Raw genomic sequence first — 18,122 nt, forward strand, 5'->3', positions numbered from 1 at the left:
GCGCGGCGTTTTCCGGGGCCTTATTGCTGGCTGGGTTGCGCTGGCGGCGGAGCGTCGAAGCCGCCGTCGGCCGGTGCGGCGGGAGCCGGCTGCTGCGGCGCTTCCGGGCCGGTGGGCGCTTCGTCCTCCATGCCGGGCGGCGGCGAGGAGGGGCGGACGTTGAGCGGGCTGACCTTGATCAGCATGCCCAGGCTCGGGTGGTCGAGGTAGGTCAGCACGCTGTTCTTCAGGCTGGCTTCCTGGACCATGTGCTGGCTGGCGGCGAGCAGGCCGTCGCCGCTGAACTGGTTGATCCAGAAGTCGGTCTGGGTGTTCACGAAGCGCTGTTGGCTGAGGGTGACGGTGCCTTCCACCGGGAAGTGGCCATCTTGTTTCTGGCCCTCGGTCAGGGAGATCTTCACCGGGTTGGCATCGATCTCCTGGCGCCAGGCCTTGTGCATCAGTACCTGGAAGCCCTCGTTCTGCTTGAGCTTGGCGACCTGTGCGTCCATCGCCGTGGGGCGCGAGCTGTCCGGGCCCGGCGGCTGCGCGCCCTTGGCCCAGTCATCGGGAGCGGGACGGCTGGCGAATACGGCGTCGCCGGACTGCTGGAAGAGAATCAGCTCCACCTGGTAGGGCTCGGCGAAGGCCGCCGGCGAGAGCAGTGCCAGGGACAGCAACAGGGGTTGGAACAGGCGCATTGCACGGGGTCCTTAGTGAGTCTGTGGCGTGAGGCGCTCGAGCAGCGCTTCCAGCGTGTTGAACCGTTCTTCCGGGCGCTCCATGGGCACCTGGAACTTGAAGAGGGTGGCCCCTTCGAACTTGTAGCGATTGGGCTGGCTCTGGATCATCTTGATCAGCACCAGCGGGTCGACGCAGGTATCGGCGGCGAATTCTACCCGGCCTCCCTGGGGGCCGGCATCTACCTTCACGATGCCGAGCTTTTCCGCCTGCAATTTGAGCAGTGTCAGGCGTATCAGGTTCTTTGCCGGCTCCGGCAGCAGGCCGAAGCGGTCGATCATTTCCACCTGCAGCTCGCGCAGGCCGTCTTCGTCGATGGCGTTGGCGATGCGCTTGTAGAGGATCAGGCGACCGTGGACGTCCGGCAGGTAGTCCTCGGGGATCAGCGCCGGCACCCGCAGGTTGATATCCGGGCCGCCGCCCAGCGGTTGTTCCAGGTTCGGCTGCTCGCCCTTGCGGATGGCTTTCACTGCACGTTCGAGCATTTCCATGTAGAGGGTGAAGCCCACCGCCTGGATCTGCCCGCTCTGGCCTTCGCCGAGCAGTTCGCCGGCGCCGCGGATCTCCAGGTCATGGGTGGCCAGCACGAAGCCGGCGCCCAGGTCCTGGGCGTTGGCGATGGCTTCCAGGCGCTTCTCGGCGTCCGGGGTCATCTGCTTGCGCGGCGGGGTGAGCAGGTAGGCGTAGGCCTGGTGGTGGCTGCGGCCAACGCGGCCGCGCAACTGGTGCAACTGGGCCAGGCCGAACTTGTCGGCGCGCTCGATGAGGATGGTGTTGGCGCTGGGCACGTCGATGCCGGTCTCGATGATGGTCGAGGCCACCAGCACGTTGAAGCGCTTGTGGTAGAAGTCGCTCATCACCCGTTCCAGTTCGCGCTCGTGCATCTGCCCATGGCCGATGCCGATGCGCGCCTCCGGGACCAGTTCGGCCAGGTCGCGGGCGCACTTCTCGATGGTTTTCACTTCGTTGTGCAGGAAGTACACCTGGCCGCCGCGCAGCAGTTCGCGCAGCAGGGCTTCCTTGATCACCGACTTCTGTTCTTCCATGACGAAGGTGCGCACGGAGAGGCGGCGCGCCGGCGGCGTGGCGATGATCGACAGGTCGCGCATGCCGGCGACCGCCATGTTCAGCGTGCGTGGGATCGGCGTGGCGGTGAGGGTGAGGATGTCCACCTCGCTGCGCAGGGCCTTGAGCTGCTCCTTCTGGCGCACGCCGAAGCGGTGTTCCTCGTCGATGATGACCAGGCCGAGGTTCTTGAACTTCACGTCGTCCTGCAACAGCTTGTGGGTGCCGATGACGATGTCTACCTTGCCTTCGGCCAGTTGCCCCACCGCACCTTCGACTTCCTTGGCCGACTTGAAGCGGCTCATCACCTCGACCGTCACCGGCCAGTCGGCGAAGCGGTCGCGGAAGCTGTTGTAGTGCTGCTGGGCGAGGAGGGTGGTGGGCACCAGCACGGCGACCTGCTTGCCGCTGTGCACCGCGACGAAGGCCGCGCGCATGGCCACTTCGGTCTTGCCGAAGCCCACGTCGCCGCAGACCAGACGGTCCATCGGCTTGTCGGCGAGCATGTCGGCCACCACCGCTTCGATGGCGGTCTGCTGGTCCGGGGTTTCCTCGAAGGGGAAGCCGGCGGAGAAGGTGGCGTAGTCCGCTTGCGGGTCCTTGAACGCGTAGCCCTTGCGAGCGGCGCGGCGGGCATAGATGTCGAGCAGCTCGGCGGCGACGTCGCGGACCTGTTCGGCCGCCTTGCGCTTGGCCTTCTGCCAGGTTTCCGAGCCCAGCCGGTGCAGCGGCGCCAGGGCGTCGTCGCTGCCGGTGTAGCGGGCGATCAGGTGTAGGCTGGCCACCGGCACGTAGAGTTTGGCTTCGTCGGCGTATTCCAGGGCGAGGAATTCGGCATGCTGGCCGTCGATCTCCAGGGTGATCAGGCCCATGTAGCGGCCGACGCCGTGGTCGATATGCACTACCGGCGCGCCTTCGCGCAGCTCGGTGAGGTTCTTGATGACGTTCTCGCCACCGTCGCGGGTCTTCTCGCGGCGGCGGCGCTGCATGACGCGCTGGCCGAACAGCGGACTCTCGGCGATCAGGGCGATGCCCGGCTGGCCCTTGTCAGCATCCAGCAGCAGGCCTTCGTCCATTGGCGCGATGGTGATCGCCAGGCGGTCCTTGTGGCTGAGGAAGCCCGGCCAGCCTTCGACCTCAACCGGGCGCAGCTTCAGCCGCGCCAGCAGTTCCAGCAGCACCTCGCGGCGGCCGGCGGATTCGGCGGTGAACAGGATGCGCCCGTCGAACTGCTCGATGAATTGGCGCAGGCGAGCCAGCGGCTCGGTGGCTTTCGCTTCGATGGCCAGTTCCGGCAGCGGCTCGGCGGGGAAGCGCTCGCGGCCAACGCCGGAGTCGATCGGCTCGGCGCTGACCACTACGCGCGGCCAGTTCTTCAGGCGGGCGAAGCAGTCTTCCACCGGCAGGAACACTTCAGCCGGCGGCAGCAGCGGGCGCTCCGGGTCGTAACGACGATCCTCGTAGCGGCTGCGCACGTCGGTCCAGAACTGTTCGGCGGCGGTCTCGATGCCCGGCAGGGAGAACACCTGGGTGTCCTGCGGCAGGTAGTCGAACAGGGTCGAAGTCTCGCCATCTTCGAAGAACAGCGGGATGTAGTACTCGATGCCGGCGGGTGTCAGGCCGCTGGCCAGGTCCTGGTAGATCGGGCAACGGCGATAGTCGACGTCGAAACGCTCGCGGAAGCGGCCACGGAAACCGGTCACCGCGTCCTTGCGCAGCGGGAACTCGCGGGCCGGCAGCAGGCGGATGCTCTCCACCTTGTCGATGGAGCGCTGGGTTTCCGGGTCGAAGGTGCGCAGGGTCTCGATTTCGTCGTCGAACAGGTCGATGCGGTACGGCAGTTCGCTGCCCATCGGGTACAGGTCGATCAGCGCGCCGCGTACGGTGAACTCGCCGTGCTCATAGACGGTGTCGACGTAGCGGTAGCCGGCGGCCTCGAAGCGGCTGCGCATCTGCTCGACGTCGAGTTTCTGGCCGACATCCAGCACCAGGCTGCTGCCGAGCAGGAACTTGGCCGGCGCCAGGCGGTGCAGGGCGGTGGTGATCGGCACCACCAGCACGCCGCGGCGCAGCTCGGGGAGCTGATAAAGGGTGGCGACGCGCTGGGAAATGATGTCCTGGTGCGGCGAGAACACGTCGTAGGGCAGGGTTTCCCAGTCCGGCAACTGCAGCACCGGCAGGTCCGGCGCGAAGAAGCGCAGCTCCTGCTCCAGGCGCTCGGCGCTCTGGCTGTCGGCGGTCAAGAGCAGGGTGAAACGATTGGCGGACGCCGAGGCTTCGGCAATGGCAAGGCTCAGGGCGGCGCCCGGCAGGTTGCCCCAGGATTGCTTGCCGGCACTGGTCGGCAATGTAGGAATGCGCAGTACGGACACGGGCGTTCGTGGCTCCGGTCGAAGAATTTGACCGGTCGGATTGTAACTATCCCGATTGACGGATGTCAGTCATACGACCGCTGCGGATTGCCGGCGATTGTTCGCGCCGTCATAATGTAGCCCCTTTTTTCTTCTCCTACATGTGGAAGGTATTGCCCGTGACCCAGAAGCCCGACCAGTGTCTCGGTGAGTGGATCGATCGTGAAGCCCTCGCGGAAGCCATGATTCCGCTGATCGGCCAACTCTACCGTAACAACAACGTGGTGACCTCGATCTACGGCCGTGGCCTGATCAACCGTTCGGTGATCGCGATTCTCAAAGCGCACCGTTTCGCCCGTCACCGCCTGGCCGAAGGCGGCCTGTCGGTACACGACACCTTCCCGATCCTCAAGGCGATGAGCGAGCTCAAGCTGGGCGCCGCCTCCGTCGACCTGGGCAAGATGGTTGCCAAGTTCAAGGCCGAAGGTAACGGCCGCAGCATCGAGCAGTTCACCAAGGACGAGCTGGCCGACGTGGTCGGCAAGCAGAACGGCGGCGCCCGCGAAGGCACCGACGTCGTCCTGTACGGCTTCGGCCGCATCGGCCGCCTGCTGGCACGCATCCTCATCGAGAAGACCGGTGGCGGCGACGGCCTGCGCCTGCGCGCCATCGTCGTCCGCAAGGGCGCCGAGAACGACCTGGTCAAGCGCGCCAGCCTGCTGCGCCGCGACTCCGTGCATGGTCCGTTCGATGGCACCATCACCATCGATGAAGAAAACAACACCATCACCGCCAACGGCAACCTGATCCAGGTGATCTACTCCAACGACCCGGCGTCGATCGACTACACCCAGTACGGCATCAAGAACGCCCTGCTGGTCGACAACACCGGCAAGTGGCGTGATGCCGACGGTCTGGGCCAGCACCTGAAGTGCCCGGGCGTCGACCGCGTGATCCTGACCGCTCCGGGCAAGGGTGCGCTGAAGAACATCGTCCATGGCATCAACCATGGCGACATCACCGCTGACGACAAGATCGTTTCCGCCGCTTCCTGCACCACCAACGCCATCGTGCCGGTGCTGAAGGCTGTGAACGACCAGTACGGCATCGTCAACGGCCACGTCGAAACCGTTCACTCGTACACCAACGACCAGAACCTGATCGACAACTTCCACAAGGGCAGCCGCCGCGGCCGCAGCGCTCCGCTGAACATGGTGATCACCGAGACCGGCGCCGCCACCGCCGCCGCCAAGGCCCTGCCGGTTCTGAAGGGCAAGCTGACCGGCAACGCGATCCGCGTTCCGACGCCGAACGTCTCCATGGCGATCCTGAACCTGAACCTGGAGAAGTCCACCACCCGCGAAGAGATCAACGAGTACCTGCGCCAGATGGCCATGCACTCCGACCTGCAGAAGCAGATCGACTTCGTCTCCTCCCAGGAAGTGGTCTCCTCCGACTTCGTCGGTTCCCGCCACGCTGGCGTCGTCGATGCCGAAGCCACCATCTGCAACGACAACCGCGTCGTGCTGTACGTGTGGTACGACAACGAGTTCGGCTACAGCTGCCAGGTCGTCCGCGTGATGGAAGACATGGCTGGCGTGAACCCGCCGGCTTTCCCGCGCTGATTCAGGCGGACTAGAGAAACGGGAGCTCTCGGGCTCCCGTTTTTCGTTAGTGGCACCCCCATACCAACGATAAAACCTGCCAACTCCTGCAACCGGAAAGACTTCAAATGGATGGACATCATCTGCATGAAGGCGAGCTGAAGCGCGGTCTGAAGAACCGCCATATCCAGCTGATCGCCCTTGGCGGCGCCATCGGTACCGGCCTGTTCCTGGGCTCGGCCGGCGTTCTGCAATCGGCCGGGCCGTCGATGATCCTCGGCTACGCCATCGGCGGCTTCATCGCCTTCCTGATCATGCGCCAGCTCGGCGAAATGATCGTCGAGGAGCCCGTTGCCGGCTCCTTCAGCCATTTCGCGCACAAGTACTGGGGTGGTTTCGCCGGCTTCATGTCGGGCTGGAACTACTGGGTGCTGTACATCCTGGTGGGCATGTCGGAGCTGACGGCCGTCGGCAAGTACATCCAGTTCTGGTGGCCGGACTTCCCCACCTGGGCGACGGCGGCGGTGTTCTTCGTGCTGATCAACGCCATCAACCTGTTCAACGTCAAAGCCTTCGGCGAGACCGAGTTCTGGTTCGCGATCATCAAGGTCGTCGCCATCATCGGCATGATCCTGCTCGGCATCTGGCTGCTGGTCAGCGGCACCGGTGGTCCGCAGGCTTCGGTGAGCAACCTGTGGGCCCACGGCGGCTTCTTCCCCAATGGCTGGAAGGGGCTGGTGATGGTCCTGGCGATCATCATGTTCTCCTTCGGTGGCCTTGAGCTGGTGGGCATCACCGCGGCCGAGGCTTCCGAGCCGAAGAAGGTGATCCCCAAGGCGATCAACCAGGTCATCTACCGGATCCTGATCTTCTACATCGGCGCCCTGGCCGTGCTGCTCTCGCTGTACCCCTGGGATGCCCTGCTGCAGAGCATCAGCAGCGCCGGCGACCCCTACAGCGGCAGCCCGTTCGTGAAGGTCTTCTCGCTTCTGGGCAGCGATATCGCGGCCAACATCCTGAACTTCGTGGTGCTCACCGCCGCGTTGTCGGTCTACAACAGCTGCGTGTACTGCAACAGCCGCATGCTCTTCGGCCTGGCCGAGCAGGGCGACGCCCCGCGCGCCTTCGCCAAGGTCGATGACCGTGGCGTGCCGCTGCTGGCCATCGGCGTCTCGGCCTTCATCACTCTGGCCTGCGTGGTGGTCAACTACGTGATCCCGCACCAGGCGCTGGAGCTGCTGATGTCCCTGGTGGTCGCCGCCTTGGTGATCAACTGGGCGATGATCAGCCTGGCCCACATGAAGTTCCGCAAGGCCATGCAGGCCAAAGGTGTGCAGCCGTTCTTCCGCGCGCTGTGGTACCCCTTCGGCAACTGGCTGTGCCTGGCCTTCGTGGTGTTCATCCTCGGCATCATGCTGCAGATCCCGGGCATCGACGTGTCGGTGTACGCGATCCCGGTATGGATCGTGCTGATGGGGGCCTGCTACCTGTTCAAGCGCAAGTCCCCGGCCCAGGCCAACGCCTGAGTCGGTTGGGAAACGGGAGCTTCGGCTCCCGTTTTCTTTTGGTAATGCACCTTTGCCGGAGCGGAAACAGTAGTGCGGGGTGCTTGCGGTAGAATGCCCGGCGCCGCGCGCCTGGCGGCTGATGGAGAAGACCTTGTCCCGTGCGAGCTTGCTGATCGTGCTTCTAGCTGTCTTGAGTGGCTGCGGGCAGTCCGTCGAGCGTTTCGGTGGTCCGACCATGGGCAGCAGCTACACGGTGCAGTACGTGCCGACCGGCAAGGCTCCGGACGCTGAAAAGCTCAAGGCCGAGGTCGATGCGATCCTGGCGAGCCTCGACGAGCAGTTCTCCACCTACCGTGACGATTCCGTGGTGTCGCGCTTCAATGCCCAGCCGGCCGGCGCCTGCATGGTACTGCCGGCAGACATGCTGGCCCTCTGGCGCTACGGCGAGGCGCTTTCGCAGCAGAGCGGCGGCGCCTTCGACCTTACCGTCGAACCGCTGATGAATCTCTGGGGCTTCGGCCCGCAGTCGCGCAGCGAGCAGGTGCCGGCGGCCGCCGATCTGGAGCGTGAGCGCGCCCGTGTCGGCCATCAGCATCTGCATCTGCAGGGCGAGCAGTTGTGCAAGGACGTCAATGCGCAGCTGGACTTCGACAGCATCGTCGCCGGCTATGCAGTGGACAAGGTCAGCGCACGTCTGGTCGAGCTGGGACTTACGGATTACCTGGTGGAGATCACCGGCGAGCTCAAGGCCGTGGGCCACAAGCCGGATGGCAGGCCCTGGCGCGTCGCCCTGGAAGTACCCAACGGCGAGCGCGAACGGCAGGTGGAGCGCTCGGTGGCGCTGGACGGTTTCGGGCTGTCCACCTCCGGCGACTACCGCAACTATTTCGAGGAAGGTGGGCAGCGCTACTCGCACACCTTCGATGCGCGTAGCGGCGCGCCGGTCAAGCATGCGCTGGCGGCGGTCACGGTGGCCGATGCGCAGGTCCTGAATGCCGATGGCCTGTCGACCCTGCTGATGGTGCTGGGGCCGGAGGAGGGCTATACCTTTGCCGAGCGGCACGGTCTGGCGGCTTTTTTCATCGTGCGCCAGGGCGAGGGGTTCGTTACCCGCGTAACGCCGCGCTTCGAAGCGTTGTTTCCGACGCCTGAATGAAAGCTTCGCCGGGCATGATGGTGTGCCCCCGGTTGGAGACGTAATGGCATGTAGTGGCGGCAAAATTCGCCTACCTGCCGACCAACCGCTAATGTGCAGCCTTTTGCCGCAGGGCTAAGCTGCGCCAATGATTTCGATCCGCCTCGGCGCATGTGGCGCCGGGGCTTTGCCGGGAGCGCCAAGCGGGCGCCCTGGCCTGTTCTGAAGGAGTACGCATGGCTGTCTACAACTACGACGTGGTGATTCTCGGCACGGGCCCGGCGGGCGAGGGGGCGGCGATGAACGCCTCCAAGTACGGGCGCAAGTTGGCGGTGGTGGACAGCCGTCGCGTGGTCGGCGGCAACTGCACGCACCTGGGCACCATCCCGTCCAAGGCGCTGCGTCACTCGGTGAAGCAGATCATCGAGTTCAACACCAACCCCATGTTCCGCCAGATCGGCGAGCCGCGCTGGTTTTCCTTCCCGGACGTTCTGAAAAGCGCCGAGAAGGTCATCTCCAAGCAGGTCGCATCGCGCACCGGTTACTACGCGCGCAACCGCATCGACATGTTCAACGGCACCGCCAGCTTCGTCGACGAGCGCACCGTTGAAGTGGTGACCCCCAGCGGCGCCGTGGAGCGCCTTGTGGCCGACCAGTTCGTGATCGCCACCGGCTCGCGCCCGTATCGCCCGTCGGACATCAACTTCAATCACCCGCGCGTCTATGACAGCGACACCATCCTGTCCCTGAGCCATACCCCGCGCCGCCTGATCATCTACGGAGCCGGCGTGATCGGCTGCGAGTACGCCTCGATCTTCAGCGGCCTGGGCGTGCTGGTGGACCTGGTCGACACCCGCGACCAGCTGCTGAGCTTCCTCGACGACGAAATCTCCGATGCGCTGAGCTACCACCTGCGCAACAACAACGTGCTGATCCGTCACAACGAGGAATACGAGCGCGTGGAAGGCCTGGACAACGGGGTGATCCTGCACCTGAAGTCCGGCAAGAAGATCAAGGCCGACGCCCTGCTGTGGTGCAACGGCCGGACCGGCAACACCGACCGTCTGGGCCTGGAGAACATCGGCATCAAGGTCAACAGCCGTGGCCAAATCGAGGTGGACGAGAACTACCGCACCTCGGTGTCGAACATCTACGCTGCGGGCGACGTGATCGGCTGGCCGAGCCTGGCCAGCGCCGCCTACGACCAGGGCCGCTCGGCCGCCGGCAACATCGTCGAGCACGACGGCTGGCGCTTCGTGAACGACGTGCCAACCGGCATCTACACCATTCCGGAGATCAGCTCCATCGGCAAGAACGAGCACGAGCTGACCGCCGCGAAGATCCCCTACGAAGTGGGCAAGGCCTTCTTCAAGGGCATGGCCCGCGCGCAGATCTCCAACGAGCCGGTGGGCATGCTGAAGATCCTGTTCCACCGCGAGACCCTGGAAATCCTCGGCGTGCACTGCTTCGGCGACCAGGCTTCGGAGATCGTCCACATCGGCCAGGCGATCATGAACCAGCCGGGCGAGCTCAATACCCTGAAGTACTTCGTCAACACCACCTTCAACTATCCGACCATGGCCGAAGCCTACCGCGTAGCGGCGTTCGACGGCCTGAACCGGATTTTTTGAAGTACCCTGACCGGCGGCCTGAGCCGGTCGGGGGGAACCTGCTCAGCGATTCCCGATCGTGGCAGTGGCCAAACCGGGAAAGTCTGTAATCAGGCTATCCACGCCAAAATCAGCGAGCCGGCGCATCAGGGCCGGCTCGTTGACCGTCCATACAGACACATGCAGCCCCTGCTTCTGCGCTTTCAGCAGCCGTTCCGGGGTGCACAGCATCCAGTTCAGCGCCAGCAGATCGCAGCGATAGTGCGCGGCGACCTTCAACGGGTCGAGCCAGGCGTACTCCGCCACCAGCCCGCGGGAAAGTTCCGGCGCCAGCTCTTCCAGGGCGCGCAGCACCGTACGGGAACTTGAAGTCACGGTGATCCGGTCACGCAGGCCGAAGCGGCCGACCAGGTGATGGATTGCCTGTACCGTGCGGCTCGCGCGGTCCTTCGAGGCGCTTTTGACCTCTAGTTGCCAGTGCTCGAAATCACAGCGCTCGAACAGCTCCGCCAGGCGCGGAATAGGGCAGGGGCGCACCCAGCCCGGGCCGCCTTCGCGGGCGTCCATGGTGACCAGATCGTCCGCCAGTTGCTCGGAAACCTTGCCGCGCCGGCCGGTGGTGCGCTTGAGCGTCGGGTCGTGGATGACCATCAGTTCACCGTCGCGGGACAGGTGCAGGTCCAGCTCGCAGCGCTTCACGTTGTGCTCCAGGCAGCGCTGGAAACTGGTCAGGGTGTTTTCCGGTGCTTCGCCTTTGGCGCCGCGATGTCCATAGATCAGAGTCACTGGGGCTCCTTGGGGGAAAGGTCCTTGAGGTATTGGGAGTGGTGCTGGCGCACCGCGTCGACGACGCGGCCGCTCTCGAAATAGACGCTGAATTCGCGGTAGTCCCAGCGGGTGATCGGCGGCTTGCCCACCGCCGGGTGCTCGTCGTCCGGCAGGCCGAAGCGCTCCAGTACGGCGTTCTGGCTCTCGCCGCGGGCGGGCAGGACGATATGCGGATCACCCTGGTCGCCCACCGGAATCTCGATCGTATCGGCCATCAGTGGCAGGGGTGTGGCAAGGCAGAGCAGCAGGAGCAGGTGGCGCATGGAATTCCTTTTGTTCATTCGCCGCGAGCCTTGGCCTGGCGACGTTCCAGCGCCTGGCGCTGGAGGATGTGGCGGGCCAGCAGTTGGCGCTGGGCATCGCTGAGTGTCTCGAATTCGGTGCCGATCTCATAGCCGCCCTCGGGCTCCTGCCGGCAGTGGGTGACCTTGGCGCGCAGCAGCAGGCCCAGGCCCTGGGGCAGCAGGACGATCTTCAGAGCAAGGCCCTGGCCGACTGGCGCGGGCTGGTCGTCGTGGAAGTCGATGCCGCCCTCGGACAGGGTGACCGGACGAGCCGGGCCGATCTCGCGCAACAGGCTCTGGGTCAGGGCCTGGGCGATCAGGTCGATGCGCTTGTTGATCACCTTCAGATAGCTGGCCAGCGGGCGGTCGCGCTCGTTGATATGGCGCAGCAGGTGCTGCGACTCGAAGTCGGTCAGGTGCAGGTCGCTGAGCAGATTGAACAGCGCGGAATCATCCTGAAGCACTTCTCCGGACTGGATCTCGTCCTCGCGCAGCGGGCGAAATTCCAATGCGAGCGTGTCTTCAATACGATAGTATTCGCGGCGGTCATCCGCGTCTGGAGTGGACATGGCGAACCCACGGAGGCAGTGATGGTCTGAGTGTAAAGCCGCCTGCCGAGCCTCGCCACACGGAAGTCGAACGCCAGAGGGAACCGGCGCCCGACGCACTCTTCATCTTCTTAATCGGCCCCACATGTTCAGACCCCTTTCCGTCTACATCGGAACGCGCTACACCCGCGCCAAACGCCGCAGCCACTTCGTTTCCTTCATTTCGCTCACTTCCATGATCGGCCTTGCGCTGGGCGTGGTGGTGATGATCGTCGTGCTCTCGGTCATGAACGGCTTCGATCACGAAATGCGCACCCGCGTGCTGGGCATGGTGCCCCACGCCACCGTCGAGTCCTACCAGCCCATCTCCGACTGGCAAGGCATCGCCGGGCAGATCAAGCAGCAGCACCCCAACGTGCTGGAAGTCGCACCCTTCATCCAGATGCAGGGCCTGCTGAGCGCCGGCGGCACGGTGCAGAAGGTGCTGATCAACGCGGTCGACCCGAACGAGGAGAGCAAGGTCTCGATCATCGACCAGTTCTTCAAGGAGGGCTCGCTCTCGAGCCTCAAGCCCGGTGAGTTCGGCATCCTGATCGGCGACAAGGCGGCGAAGAACCTCGGCGTGAAGCTGGGCGACAAGGTCACCTTCATCGCCCCGGAAGTCTCGGTCACTCCGGCCGGCATGTTCCCGCGCATGAAACGCTTCACCGTGGTCGGCACCTTCCATGTCGGCGCCGGGGAGCTGGACGGCTACGTCGCCATGGTTCACATCGACGACGCCGCGCGCATGCGCCGCCTCAAGGACGGCCAGGTGGAAGGTCTGCGCCTGAAGCTCGACGACCTGTTCCAGGCGCCGCGCACCGCCTGGGAAATTGCCCGCACCCTCAAGGGCAACGACTACTTCGCCCGCGACTGGACTCGCAGCCACGGCAACCTGTACCAGGCCATCCGCATGGAGAAATCCATGATCGGCCTGTTGTTGCTGCTGATCGTCGCCGTCGCCGCGTTCAACATCATTTCCACCCTGGTCATGGTCGTCACCGACAAGAAGGCTGACATTGCCATCCTGCGCACCCTGGGCGCCACGCCTGGGCAGATCATGGCGACCTTCATGGTCCAGGGCACGGTGATCGGGGTGATCGGCACCCTGATCGGCGGCGTACTGGGCATCCTCGCGGCGCTCAACGTCAGCGACGCCATCGCCCTGCTGGAGCGCCTGCTGGGCCACAAATTCCTCAACGCGGACGTCTACTTCATCGATTACCTGCCCTCGCAGCTGATGAGCGAGGACGTGATCCTGGTGTGCAGCGCCGCGCTGATCCTGAGTTTCTTCGCCACCCTGTATCCGGCCTGGCGTGCGGCGCGCACCCAGCCCGCGGAGGCCTTGCGTTATGAGTAAGCCGACCCACCACGACCTGGCCGTCCTGAGCTGCCGCGATCTTGGCAAGCGCTACGAGGAAGGCCCGCAGTCGGTCGAGGTCCTTTCCGGTGTGCAGCTTGAGCTTTTGCCGGGCGAGCGCGTCGCCATCGTCGGCAGCTCCGGCTCGGGCAAGAGCACCCTGTTGAACATGCTCGGCGGTCTCGACACGCCCAGCAGCGGCAGCGTCTGGCTGGCTGGCGAGCAGCTGTCGGCGCTGAACGAGAAACAGCGCGGCCTGCTGCGCAACCGTGCGCTGGGCTTCGTCTACCAGTTCCACCACCTGCTGCCGGAGTTCACCGCGCTGGAGAACGTCTGCATGCCGTTGCTGATCGGCAAGACGCCGATCCCCGAGGCGCGCCAGCGTGCCACTGCGCTGCTGGAGCGCGTGGGCCTGGGGCATCGCTTGAGCCACAAGCCGGCCGAACTGTCCGGCGGTGAGCGTCAGCGCGTCGCCATTGCCCGCGCCCTGGTGAACACCCCGCAGCTGGTGCTGCTCGACGAGCCTACCGGCAACCTCGACCAGCACACCGCCTACGGTATCCAGGAGCTGATGCTGGAGCTGTCGCAGTCCCTGCGCACCGCCTTCCTGGTGGTGACCCATGACACCCACCTCGCCCAGCAGATGGACCGCGTGCTGCGCCTGGAGGAGGGCCGGCTGGTCGCCGCCTGAGGGATACCGGAATGTTCAGACCCCTGTCCGTCTTCATCGGCACCCGCTACACCCGGGCCAAGCGACGCAACCATTACATCTCGTTCATCTCCCTGACCTCGATGATCGGCCTCGCCCTGGGCGTACTGGCCATGATCGTGGTGCTCTCGGTGATGAACGGTTTCCAGAAGGAAATGCGCTCGCGCATCCTCGGCATGGTCCCCCACGCCGTGCTGCAGCCGGTCAGCGGCCCGCTGGACGACTGGCAGCCTGTAGCCGATGCGGCGAAGAAGAACCCGCAGGTGATCGGCGCGGTGCCTTACACCGAAGTCGACGGCATGCTTTCCTACAAGGGCATGATGCAGCCTATCGAGGTGGACGGCGTCGATCCGGCCCTGGAAACCCAGGTGTCGATCATCGGCCAGCACATGGTCCAGGGCCGTTTCGAGGACCTGAAGGCTGGCGAGTTCGGCGTGGTCATCGGCGAGATCACCGCGCGGCGCTTCCACGTCAGCGTCGGTGACAGCCTGCTGCTGATCGTCCCCGAGCCCAGCTCCGCGCCCGGCGGCATCACCCCGCGCATGCAGCGTCTGAACATCGTCGGTGTGTTCAAGGTCGGCGCCGAGCTGGACAGTTCGCTGGCGCTGATCCACGTGGACGATGCCGCCAGCCTGATGCGCTGGCAGCCGGGCCAGGTGCAGAGCGTGCGCATCGCCCTGAAGGACCTGTTCCAGGCGCCGGACATCGGCGCGGCTATCGCCAAACAGCTGGGTGACGGCTACCGCTCGGTGGACTGGACCCACACCCAGGGCAGCCTGTTCAGCGCGATGAAGATGGAAAAGACCATGATCGGCCTGTTGCTGTTGCTGATCGTCGCGGTCGCCGCCTTCAACATCATCGCCACCCTGATCATGGTGGTGGCCGACAAGCGCGCGGACATCGCCATCCTGCGCACCCTGGGGGCGACGCCGAAGCAGATCATGGCGATCTTCATGGTGCAGGGCACGGTGATCGGCCTGATCGGCACCGTCACCGGCTGCGTGCTCGGCGTACTGGCGGCGTACAACGTGACCACCATCGTCTCGGCCCTGGAGCGTGTCGCCGGCACCCACGTGTTCAACTCGGATATCTACTTCATCAACTACCTGCCGTCCGACCCGCAGGTGCTGGATATCGTCCTGATCTGCGTCGCGGCGCTGTCGATGAGCTTCCTGGCCACGCTGTACCCGGCCTGGCGCGCAGCATCGACCCAGCCGGCGGAGTCGCTGCGGTACGAGTGATCCATCGGACCATGAAAAAGCCGCCCCTCGGGGCGGCTTTTTCGTTTCAGGGAACACCCTGTAGGAGCTTGCACGCGAACAAGTTCGCCGGCAGCGCGGTGCCTCGGGCGGTTCGCGAGCAAGCTCGCTCCTACGAAGAACCGTCAAAGTCCGCTCTGGACATTGCGCAGCGCCTGGCGCCGCCGCCAGCTACGGCCGACCCACCAGCGCCAGTAACCCTCGGTGGCCAGGTAGCCGAGGATGCCCACCAGGATGCCGCAGATCACCGAGCCCAGCAGGAAGGGCTGCCACAGCGCGGCCAACTCGCCGCTGATCCATTCCCAGGTCAGGTGGTCGGGCAGGGTGCGCGCCGGGATGCCCATGACCCAGGCGCCCATCTTGTAGGTGCAGTAGAACACCGGGGGCATGGTGATCGGGTTGGTCAGCCAGACCAGCCCGACCGAGATCGGCAGGTTGGCCCGCACCCACACCGCCAGGGAGGCGGCCAGCAGCATCTGCAGCGGGATCGGGATGAAGGCGGCGAACAGCCCCATGCCCATGGCGCGGGACACGGAGCGACGATTCAGGTGCCAGAGGTTGGGGGACTGGATCAGCGGGCCGAGAAAGCGCAGGCCCTTGTGGCTTCTGATGCTTTCCGGGTCCGGCATGTAGCGCTTGAAGATTCGGCGCGGCATGAAGGAAATCTCTGGCAGACGGACGACGGCCCATTATGCCTAGCTAGGTGACAGTCATTCGTTGCCAAGTATGTCCGTGTGTAACCGCAGCGGCCTGATCGCAGATCGGCCTGACCAGCGGTCGCTCGGTGGCTCCAGGGAGGAGTCCGTTGCCTCGTTCAGGGATGTTCGCGCTGGCCCTCGGATTGCTGGCGCTGCGCGGGTTGCCGGTGCTTCCGCCCGCTTGGGCGCTGTTGCTCCTGGCGGCACTGGGGTTGCCCTTGCTGTTCACCCGCGGCTATCTCATCGGCCTGTTCCTGCTGGGGTTCGCCTGGGCCTGCCAGTCGGCCCAATGGGCGCTGGATGACCGGCTGGCCGTGGCGCTCGACGGCCGCACGCTGTGGCTGGAGGGCAGGGTAGAGGGGCTGCCGGATCGCTCCGGGCCCTCGGTGCGCTTCATGCTTGCCGATGTCTCCAGCCCTCGTGCGCAGGTGCCAGGGACGCTGCGCCTGTCCTGGTTCGGCGGCCCGCCGGTGGAAGGCGGCGAGCGCTGGCGCCTGGCGGTGAAGCTCAAGCGCCCGCACGGCATGGCCAACGGCGCTGGCTTCGACTACGAGGCCTGGCTCACTGCGCAGCGGATCGGCGCCACCGGCAGCGTGAAGGACGGGCAGCGACTGGAGTCGGCCAGCGGCCCGCCGGCCTGGCGGGAGGCCTGGCGACAACGCTTGCTGGCGGTGGACGCCCATGGCCGATCCGGTGCCCTGGCGGCGCTGGTGCTGGGGGATGCGTCCGGCCTGACCATGGCGGACTGGCAGGTGTTGCAGGACACCGGAACCCTGCACCTGATGGTGATTTCCGGCTCGCACATTTCCCTGCTGGCCGGTCTGCTCTATGCGCTGGTCGCCGGGCTGGCGCGTTTCGGCATCTGGCCCCCACGCTTACCCTGGCTCCCCTGCGCCTGCCTGCTGGCGGCACTCGGGGCCTGGGCCTACAGCTTGATGGCGGGGTTCGAGGTACCGCTGCAGCGCGCCTGCATCATGGTCTCGATCGTCCTGCTGTGGCGTCTGCGTTACCGCCATGGCGGCTTGTGGACGCCGCTGCTGGGTGCCTTGCTGGCGGTGCTGCTGGCCGAGCCGCTGGTGGTGCTGTTGCCCGGCTTCTGGCTGTCCTATGCGGCGGTGGCGCTGCTGATCTTCGGTTTTTCCGGTCGACTGGGGCGCTGGACGGCCTGGAGAACCTGGCTGCGGGCACAGTGGCTGATGGCGATCGGGTTGCTGCCTGCGTCCATTGCGCTCGGCCTGCCGCTGAGTGTTTCCGGGGTGGTCGCCAACCTGATCGCAGTGCCCTGGGTGGAAATGCTGGTGGTGCCCCTGGCTCTGCTGGGCAGCCTGGCGTTGGGTATTCCCTGGCTGGGCGAGGCTTTGCTCTGGGTGTCAGGCGGGTTGCTGGAGCTGTTGTTCCAGCTGCTGGGCTGGATGGCCGCCTTGGCGCCTGCCTGGCAGCCGGTCGCCGCTCCGGCCTGGGCGCTGCTGTTGGCGATGCTGGGCGCGCTGGTACTGCTGGCGCCGTCCGGAGTGCCGCTGCGCGCGCTCGGGTTGGTGATGTTCCTGCCGGTGTTCTGGCCGTCCATTGCTCTGCCGCCGCCCGGGGTGGCCGAGGTTCGGGTACTGGATGTGGGGCAGGGGCTTTCCGTGATGATCCGTACCCGCAGTCGGGCCTGGCTCTACGACACCGGTGCGCGCAATGGCGACTTCGATATCGGCGAGCGCGTCGTCGTACCGACGCTGCGGAGCCTGGGAATCGGTCATCTCGACCTGCTGATGCTCAGCCATGCCGATAACGACCACGCCGGTGGCGCCCTGGCGGTGAAGAAGTCGCTGCGGCCGGCGCAGGTGATCAGCGGCGAGCCGGATCGCCTGTCTCCCGAGTTAGGGGCCCAGCCTTGCCGGAAGCAGCGCTGGGTCATCGATGGGGTGAACTTCGAGAGCTGGGCCTGGGATGTTGCCCGGGAAAGCAATGATCGCTCCTGCGTTCTCCAGATCGAAGCCGACGGCGAACGCCTGCTGCTGACCGGCGACCTGCCGCAATCCGGTGAACTGGCCTGGCTGGCCGCGCACCCGGATGTCCGAGTCGACTGGCTGCTGGCCGGTCACCACGGTAGCCGCAGTTCGTCCGGGCCAGCTTTCGTACGGGCGGTGTCGCCATCCGCCGCGATTATTTCCCGCGGCGCCAACAACCCCTACGGCCATCCCCATCCGTCGGTCGTCGAGCGCTTCCGTGCACTCGGCATCCGGATTCACGATACGGCCCAGGAAGGCGCGTTGACGCTGATGCTCGGTGCCCATGGCGAGCTCCGGGGAGTGCGGGAAGGTGCACATTTCTGGCAGGAAAAATGAGACGGGGGCGGTCTGCTCGTAACAGCCCCTGTGCTAGAGTGGCGCCACTTTTTTTCAGGGGATTCACCACT

Annotated in this window: 14 protein-coding genes; 8 read left to right on the forward strand and 6 right to left on the reverse strand. The window is 65.4% G+C overall.

Annotated elements, in window-relative coordinates:
- Positions 1 to 20 precede the first annotated feature (20 nt).
- Positions 21 to 680 (reverse strand): CsiV family protein, encoded by a 660-nt coding sequence (locus tag O6P39_RS08995; RefSeq protein WP_275611008.1) that lies wholly within the window; start codon positions 678 to 680, stop codon positions 21 to 23.
- A 12-nt stretch (positions 681 to 692) separates the two neighbouring features.
- Complete coding sequence (gene mfd, locus O6P39_RS09000) at positions 693 to 4,157, reverse strand: transcription-repair coupling factor (RefSeq protein WP_275611009.1); 3,465 nt, start codon at positions 4,155 to 4,157, stop codon at positions 693 to 695.
- A 140-nt stretch (positions 4,158 to 4,297) separates the two neighbouring features.
- On the opposite strand from mfd, the gene O6P39_RS09005 reads away from it, so the two are divergent.
- The 4 genes from O6P39_RS09005 (at position 4,298) to sthA (ending at position 10,014) form a co-directional block, all read left to right on the forward strand.
- Positions 4,298 to 5,761, forward strand: a complete 1,464-nt coding sequence (locus O6P39_RS09005) for a glyceraldehyde-3-phosphate dehydrogenase (RefSeq protein ID WP_275611010.1) — start codon at positions 4,298 to 4,300, stop codon at positions 5,759 to 5,761.
- Between the two features lie 107 nt (positions 5,762 to 5,868).
- Entirely contained in the window at positions 5,869 to 7,266 is a 1,398-nt protein-coding gene (locus tag O6P39_RS09010) for an amino acid permease (protein WP_275611011.1), read from the forward strand.
- Positions 7,267 to 7,387: 121 nt separating this feature from the next.
- The gene (locus O6P39_RS09015; protein WP_275611922.1) at positions 7,388 to 8,404 is read left to right on the forward strand and encodes an FAD:protein FMN transferase; all 1,017 of its coding nucleotides are present in this window, start codon (positions 7,388 to 7,390) and stop codon (positions 8,402 to 8,404) included.
- A 215-nt stretch (positions 8,405 to 8,619) separates the two neighbouring features.
- Complete coding sequence (sthA, locus tag O6P39_RS09020) at positions 8,620 to 10,014, forward strand: Si-specific NAD(P)(+) transhydrogenase (RefSeq protein ID WP_275611012.1); 1,395 nt, start codon at positions 8,620 to 8,622, stop codon at positions 10,012 to 10,014.
- Between the two features lie 42 nt (positions 10,015 to 10,056).
- Here the strand turns inward: sthA and O6P39_RS09025 are convergent, their stop codons facing one another.
- The 3 genes from O6P39_RS09025 to O6P39_RS09035 are packed head-to-tail and all read right to left on the reverse strand — an operon-like array spanning position 10,057 to position 11,674.
- Complete coding sequence (locus O6P39_RS09025) at positions 10,057 to 10,779, reverse strand: glycerophosphodiester phosphodiesterase (RefSeq protein ID WP_275611013.1); 723 nt, start codon at positions 10,777 to 10,779, stop codon at positions 10,057 to 10,059.
- A complete protein-coding gene (locus O6P39_RS09030; protein ID WP_275611014.1) occupies positions 10,776 to 11,084 on the reverse strand; it encodes a phosphodiesterase in 309 nt (102 codons plus the stop codon). The genes O6P39_RS09025 and O6P39_RS09030 overlap by 4 nt, the downstream gene beginning before the upstream one ends.
- A 14-nt stretch (positions 11,085 to 11,098) precedes the next feature.
- Positions 11,099 to 11,674, reverse strand: a complete 576-nt coding sequence (locus tag O6P39_RS09035) for a PilZ domain-containing protein (RefSeq protein ID WP_275611015.1) — start codon at positions 11,672 to 11,674, stop codon at positions 11,099 to 11,101.
- Positions 11,675 to 11,798: 124 nt separating this feature from the next.
- On the opposite strand from O6P39_RS09035, the gene O6P39_RS09040 reads away from it, so the two are divergent.
- From O6P39_RS09040 to O6P39_RS09050, 3 genes are read left to right on the forward strand one after another with little or no spacing between them, the layout of a single operon-like run.
- Positions 11,799 to 13,052, forward strand: coding sequence for a lipoprotein-releasing ABC transporter permease subunit (locus O6P39_RS09040; protein WP_275611016.1), 1,254 nt, complete (start codon positions 11,799 to 11,801; stop codon positions 13,050 to 13,052).
- The gene (gene lolD, locus O6P39_RS09045) at positions 13,045 to 13,743 is read left to right on the forward strand and encodes a lipoprotein-releasing ABC transporter ATP-binding protein LolD (RefSeq protein WP_275611017.1); all 699 of its coding nucleotides are present in this window, start codon (positions 13,045 to 13,047) and stop codon (positions 13,741 to 13,743) included. Before O6P39_RS09040 ends, lolD begins: the two co-directional genes overlap by 8 nt.
- An 11-nt stretch (positions 13,744 to 13,754) precedes the next feature.
- Positions 13,755 to 15,002 carry a lipoprotein-releasing ABC transporter permease subunit gene (locus tag O6P39_RS09050; RefSeq protein ID WP_275611018.1) on the forward strand — a complete coding sequence of 416 codons (1,248 nt, stop codon included), beginning with the start codon at positions 13,755 to 13,757 and terminating at the stop codon, positions 15,000 to 15,002.
- A gap of 143 nt (positions 15,003 to 15,145) precedes the next feature.
- On the opposite strand, the gene O6P39_RS09055 is transcribed toward O6P39_RS09050, so the two are convergent.
- Positions 15,146 to 15,676 (reverse strand): DUF2062 domain-containing protein, encoded by a 531-nt coding sequence (locus tag O6P39_RS09055; RefSeq protein ID WP_275611019.1) that lies wholly within the window; start codon positions 15,674 to 15,676, stop codon positions 15,146 to 15,148.
- Positions 15,677 to 15,840: 164 nt separating this feature from the next.
- Here O6P39_RS09055 and O6P39_RS09060 point away from each other — a divergent pair, with 164 nt between their 5' ends.
- Positions 15,841 to 18,051 carry a DNA internalization-related competence protein ComEC/Rec2 gene (locus O6P39_RS09060; protein ID WP_275611020.1) on the forward strand — a complete coding sequence of 737 codons (2,211 nt, stop codon included), beginning with the start codon at positions 15,841 to 15,843 and terminating at the stop codon, positions 18,049 to 18,051.
- Positions 18,052 to 18,122 lie beyond the last annotated feature (71 nt).

Origin of the sequence: Pseudomonas sp. PSE14 (genome assembly GCF_029203285.1) — a bacterium.
In the GTDB taxonomy this organism is placed as follows: Bacteria; Pseudomonadota; Gammaproteobacteria; order Pseudomonadales; family Pseudomonadaceae; genus Pseudomonas.

Excerpts from the sequence above, each read along its gene's own strand:
- O6P39_RS08995 (WP_275611008.1), bottom strand. The coding sequence starts at position 680 with ATGCGCCTGTTCCAACCCCTGTTGCTGTCCCTGGCACTGCTCTCGCCG.
- O6P39_RS09005 (WP_275611010.1), top strand. The coding sequence starts at position 4,298 with ATGTGGAAGGTATTGCCCGTGACCCAGAAGCCCGACCAGTGTCTCGGT.
- O6P39_RS09010 (WP_275611011.1), top strand. The coding sequence starts at position 5,869 with ATGGATGGACATCATCTGCATGAAGGCGAGCTGAAGCGCGGTCTGAAG.
- O6P39_RS09015 (WP_275611922.1), top strand. The coding sequence starts at position 7,388 with ATGGAGAAGACCTTGTCCCGTGCGAGCTTGCTGATCGTGCTTCTAGCT.
- sthA (WP_275611012.1), top strand. The coding sequence starts at position 8,620 with ATGGCTGTCTACAACTACGACGTGGTGATTCTCGGCACGGGCCCGGCG.
- O6P39_RS09030 (WP_275611014.1), bottom strand. The coding sequence starts at position 11,084 with ATGCGCCACCTGCTCCTGCTGCTCTGCCTTGCCACACCCCTGCCACTG.
- O6P39_RS09035 (WP_275611015.1), bottom strand. The coding sequence starts at position 11,674 with ATGTCCACTCCAGACGCGGATGACCGCCGCGAATACTATCGTATTGAA.
- O6P39_RS09040 (WP_275611016.1), top strand. The coding sequence starts at position 11,799 with ATGTTCAGACCCCTTTCCGTCTACATCGGAACGCGCTACACCCGCGCC.
- lolD (WP_275611017.1), top strand. The coding sequence starts at position 13,045 with ATGAGTAAGCCGACCCACCACGACCTGGCCGTCCTGAGCTGCCGCGAT.
- O6P39_RS09050 (WP_275611018.1), top strand. The coding sequence starts at position 13,755 with ATGTTCAGACCCCTGTCCGTCTTCATCGGCACCCGCTACACCCGGGCC.
- O6P39_RS09055 (WP_275611019.1), bottom strand. The coding sequence starts at position 15,676 with ATGCCGCGCCGAATCTTCAAGCGCTACATGCCGGACCCGGAAAGCATC.
- O6P39_RS09060 (WP_275611020.1), top strand. The coding sequence starts at position 15,841 with ATGTTCGCGCTGGCCCTCGGATTGCTGGCGCTGCGCGGGTTGCCGGTG.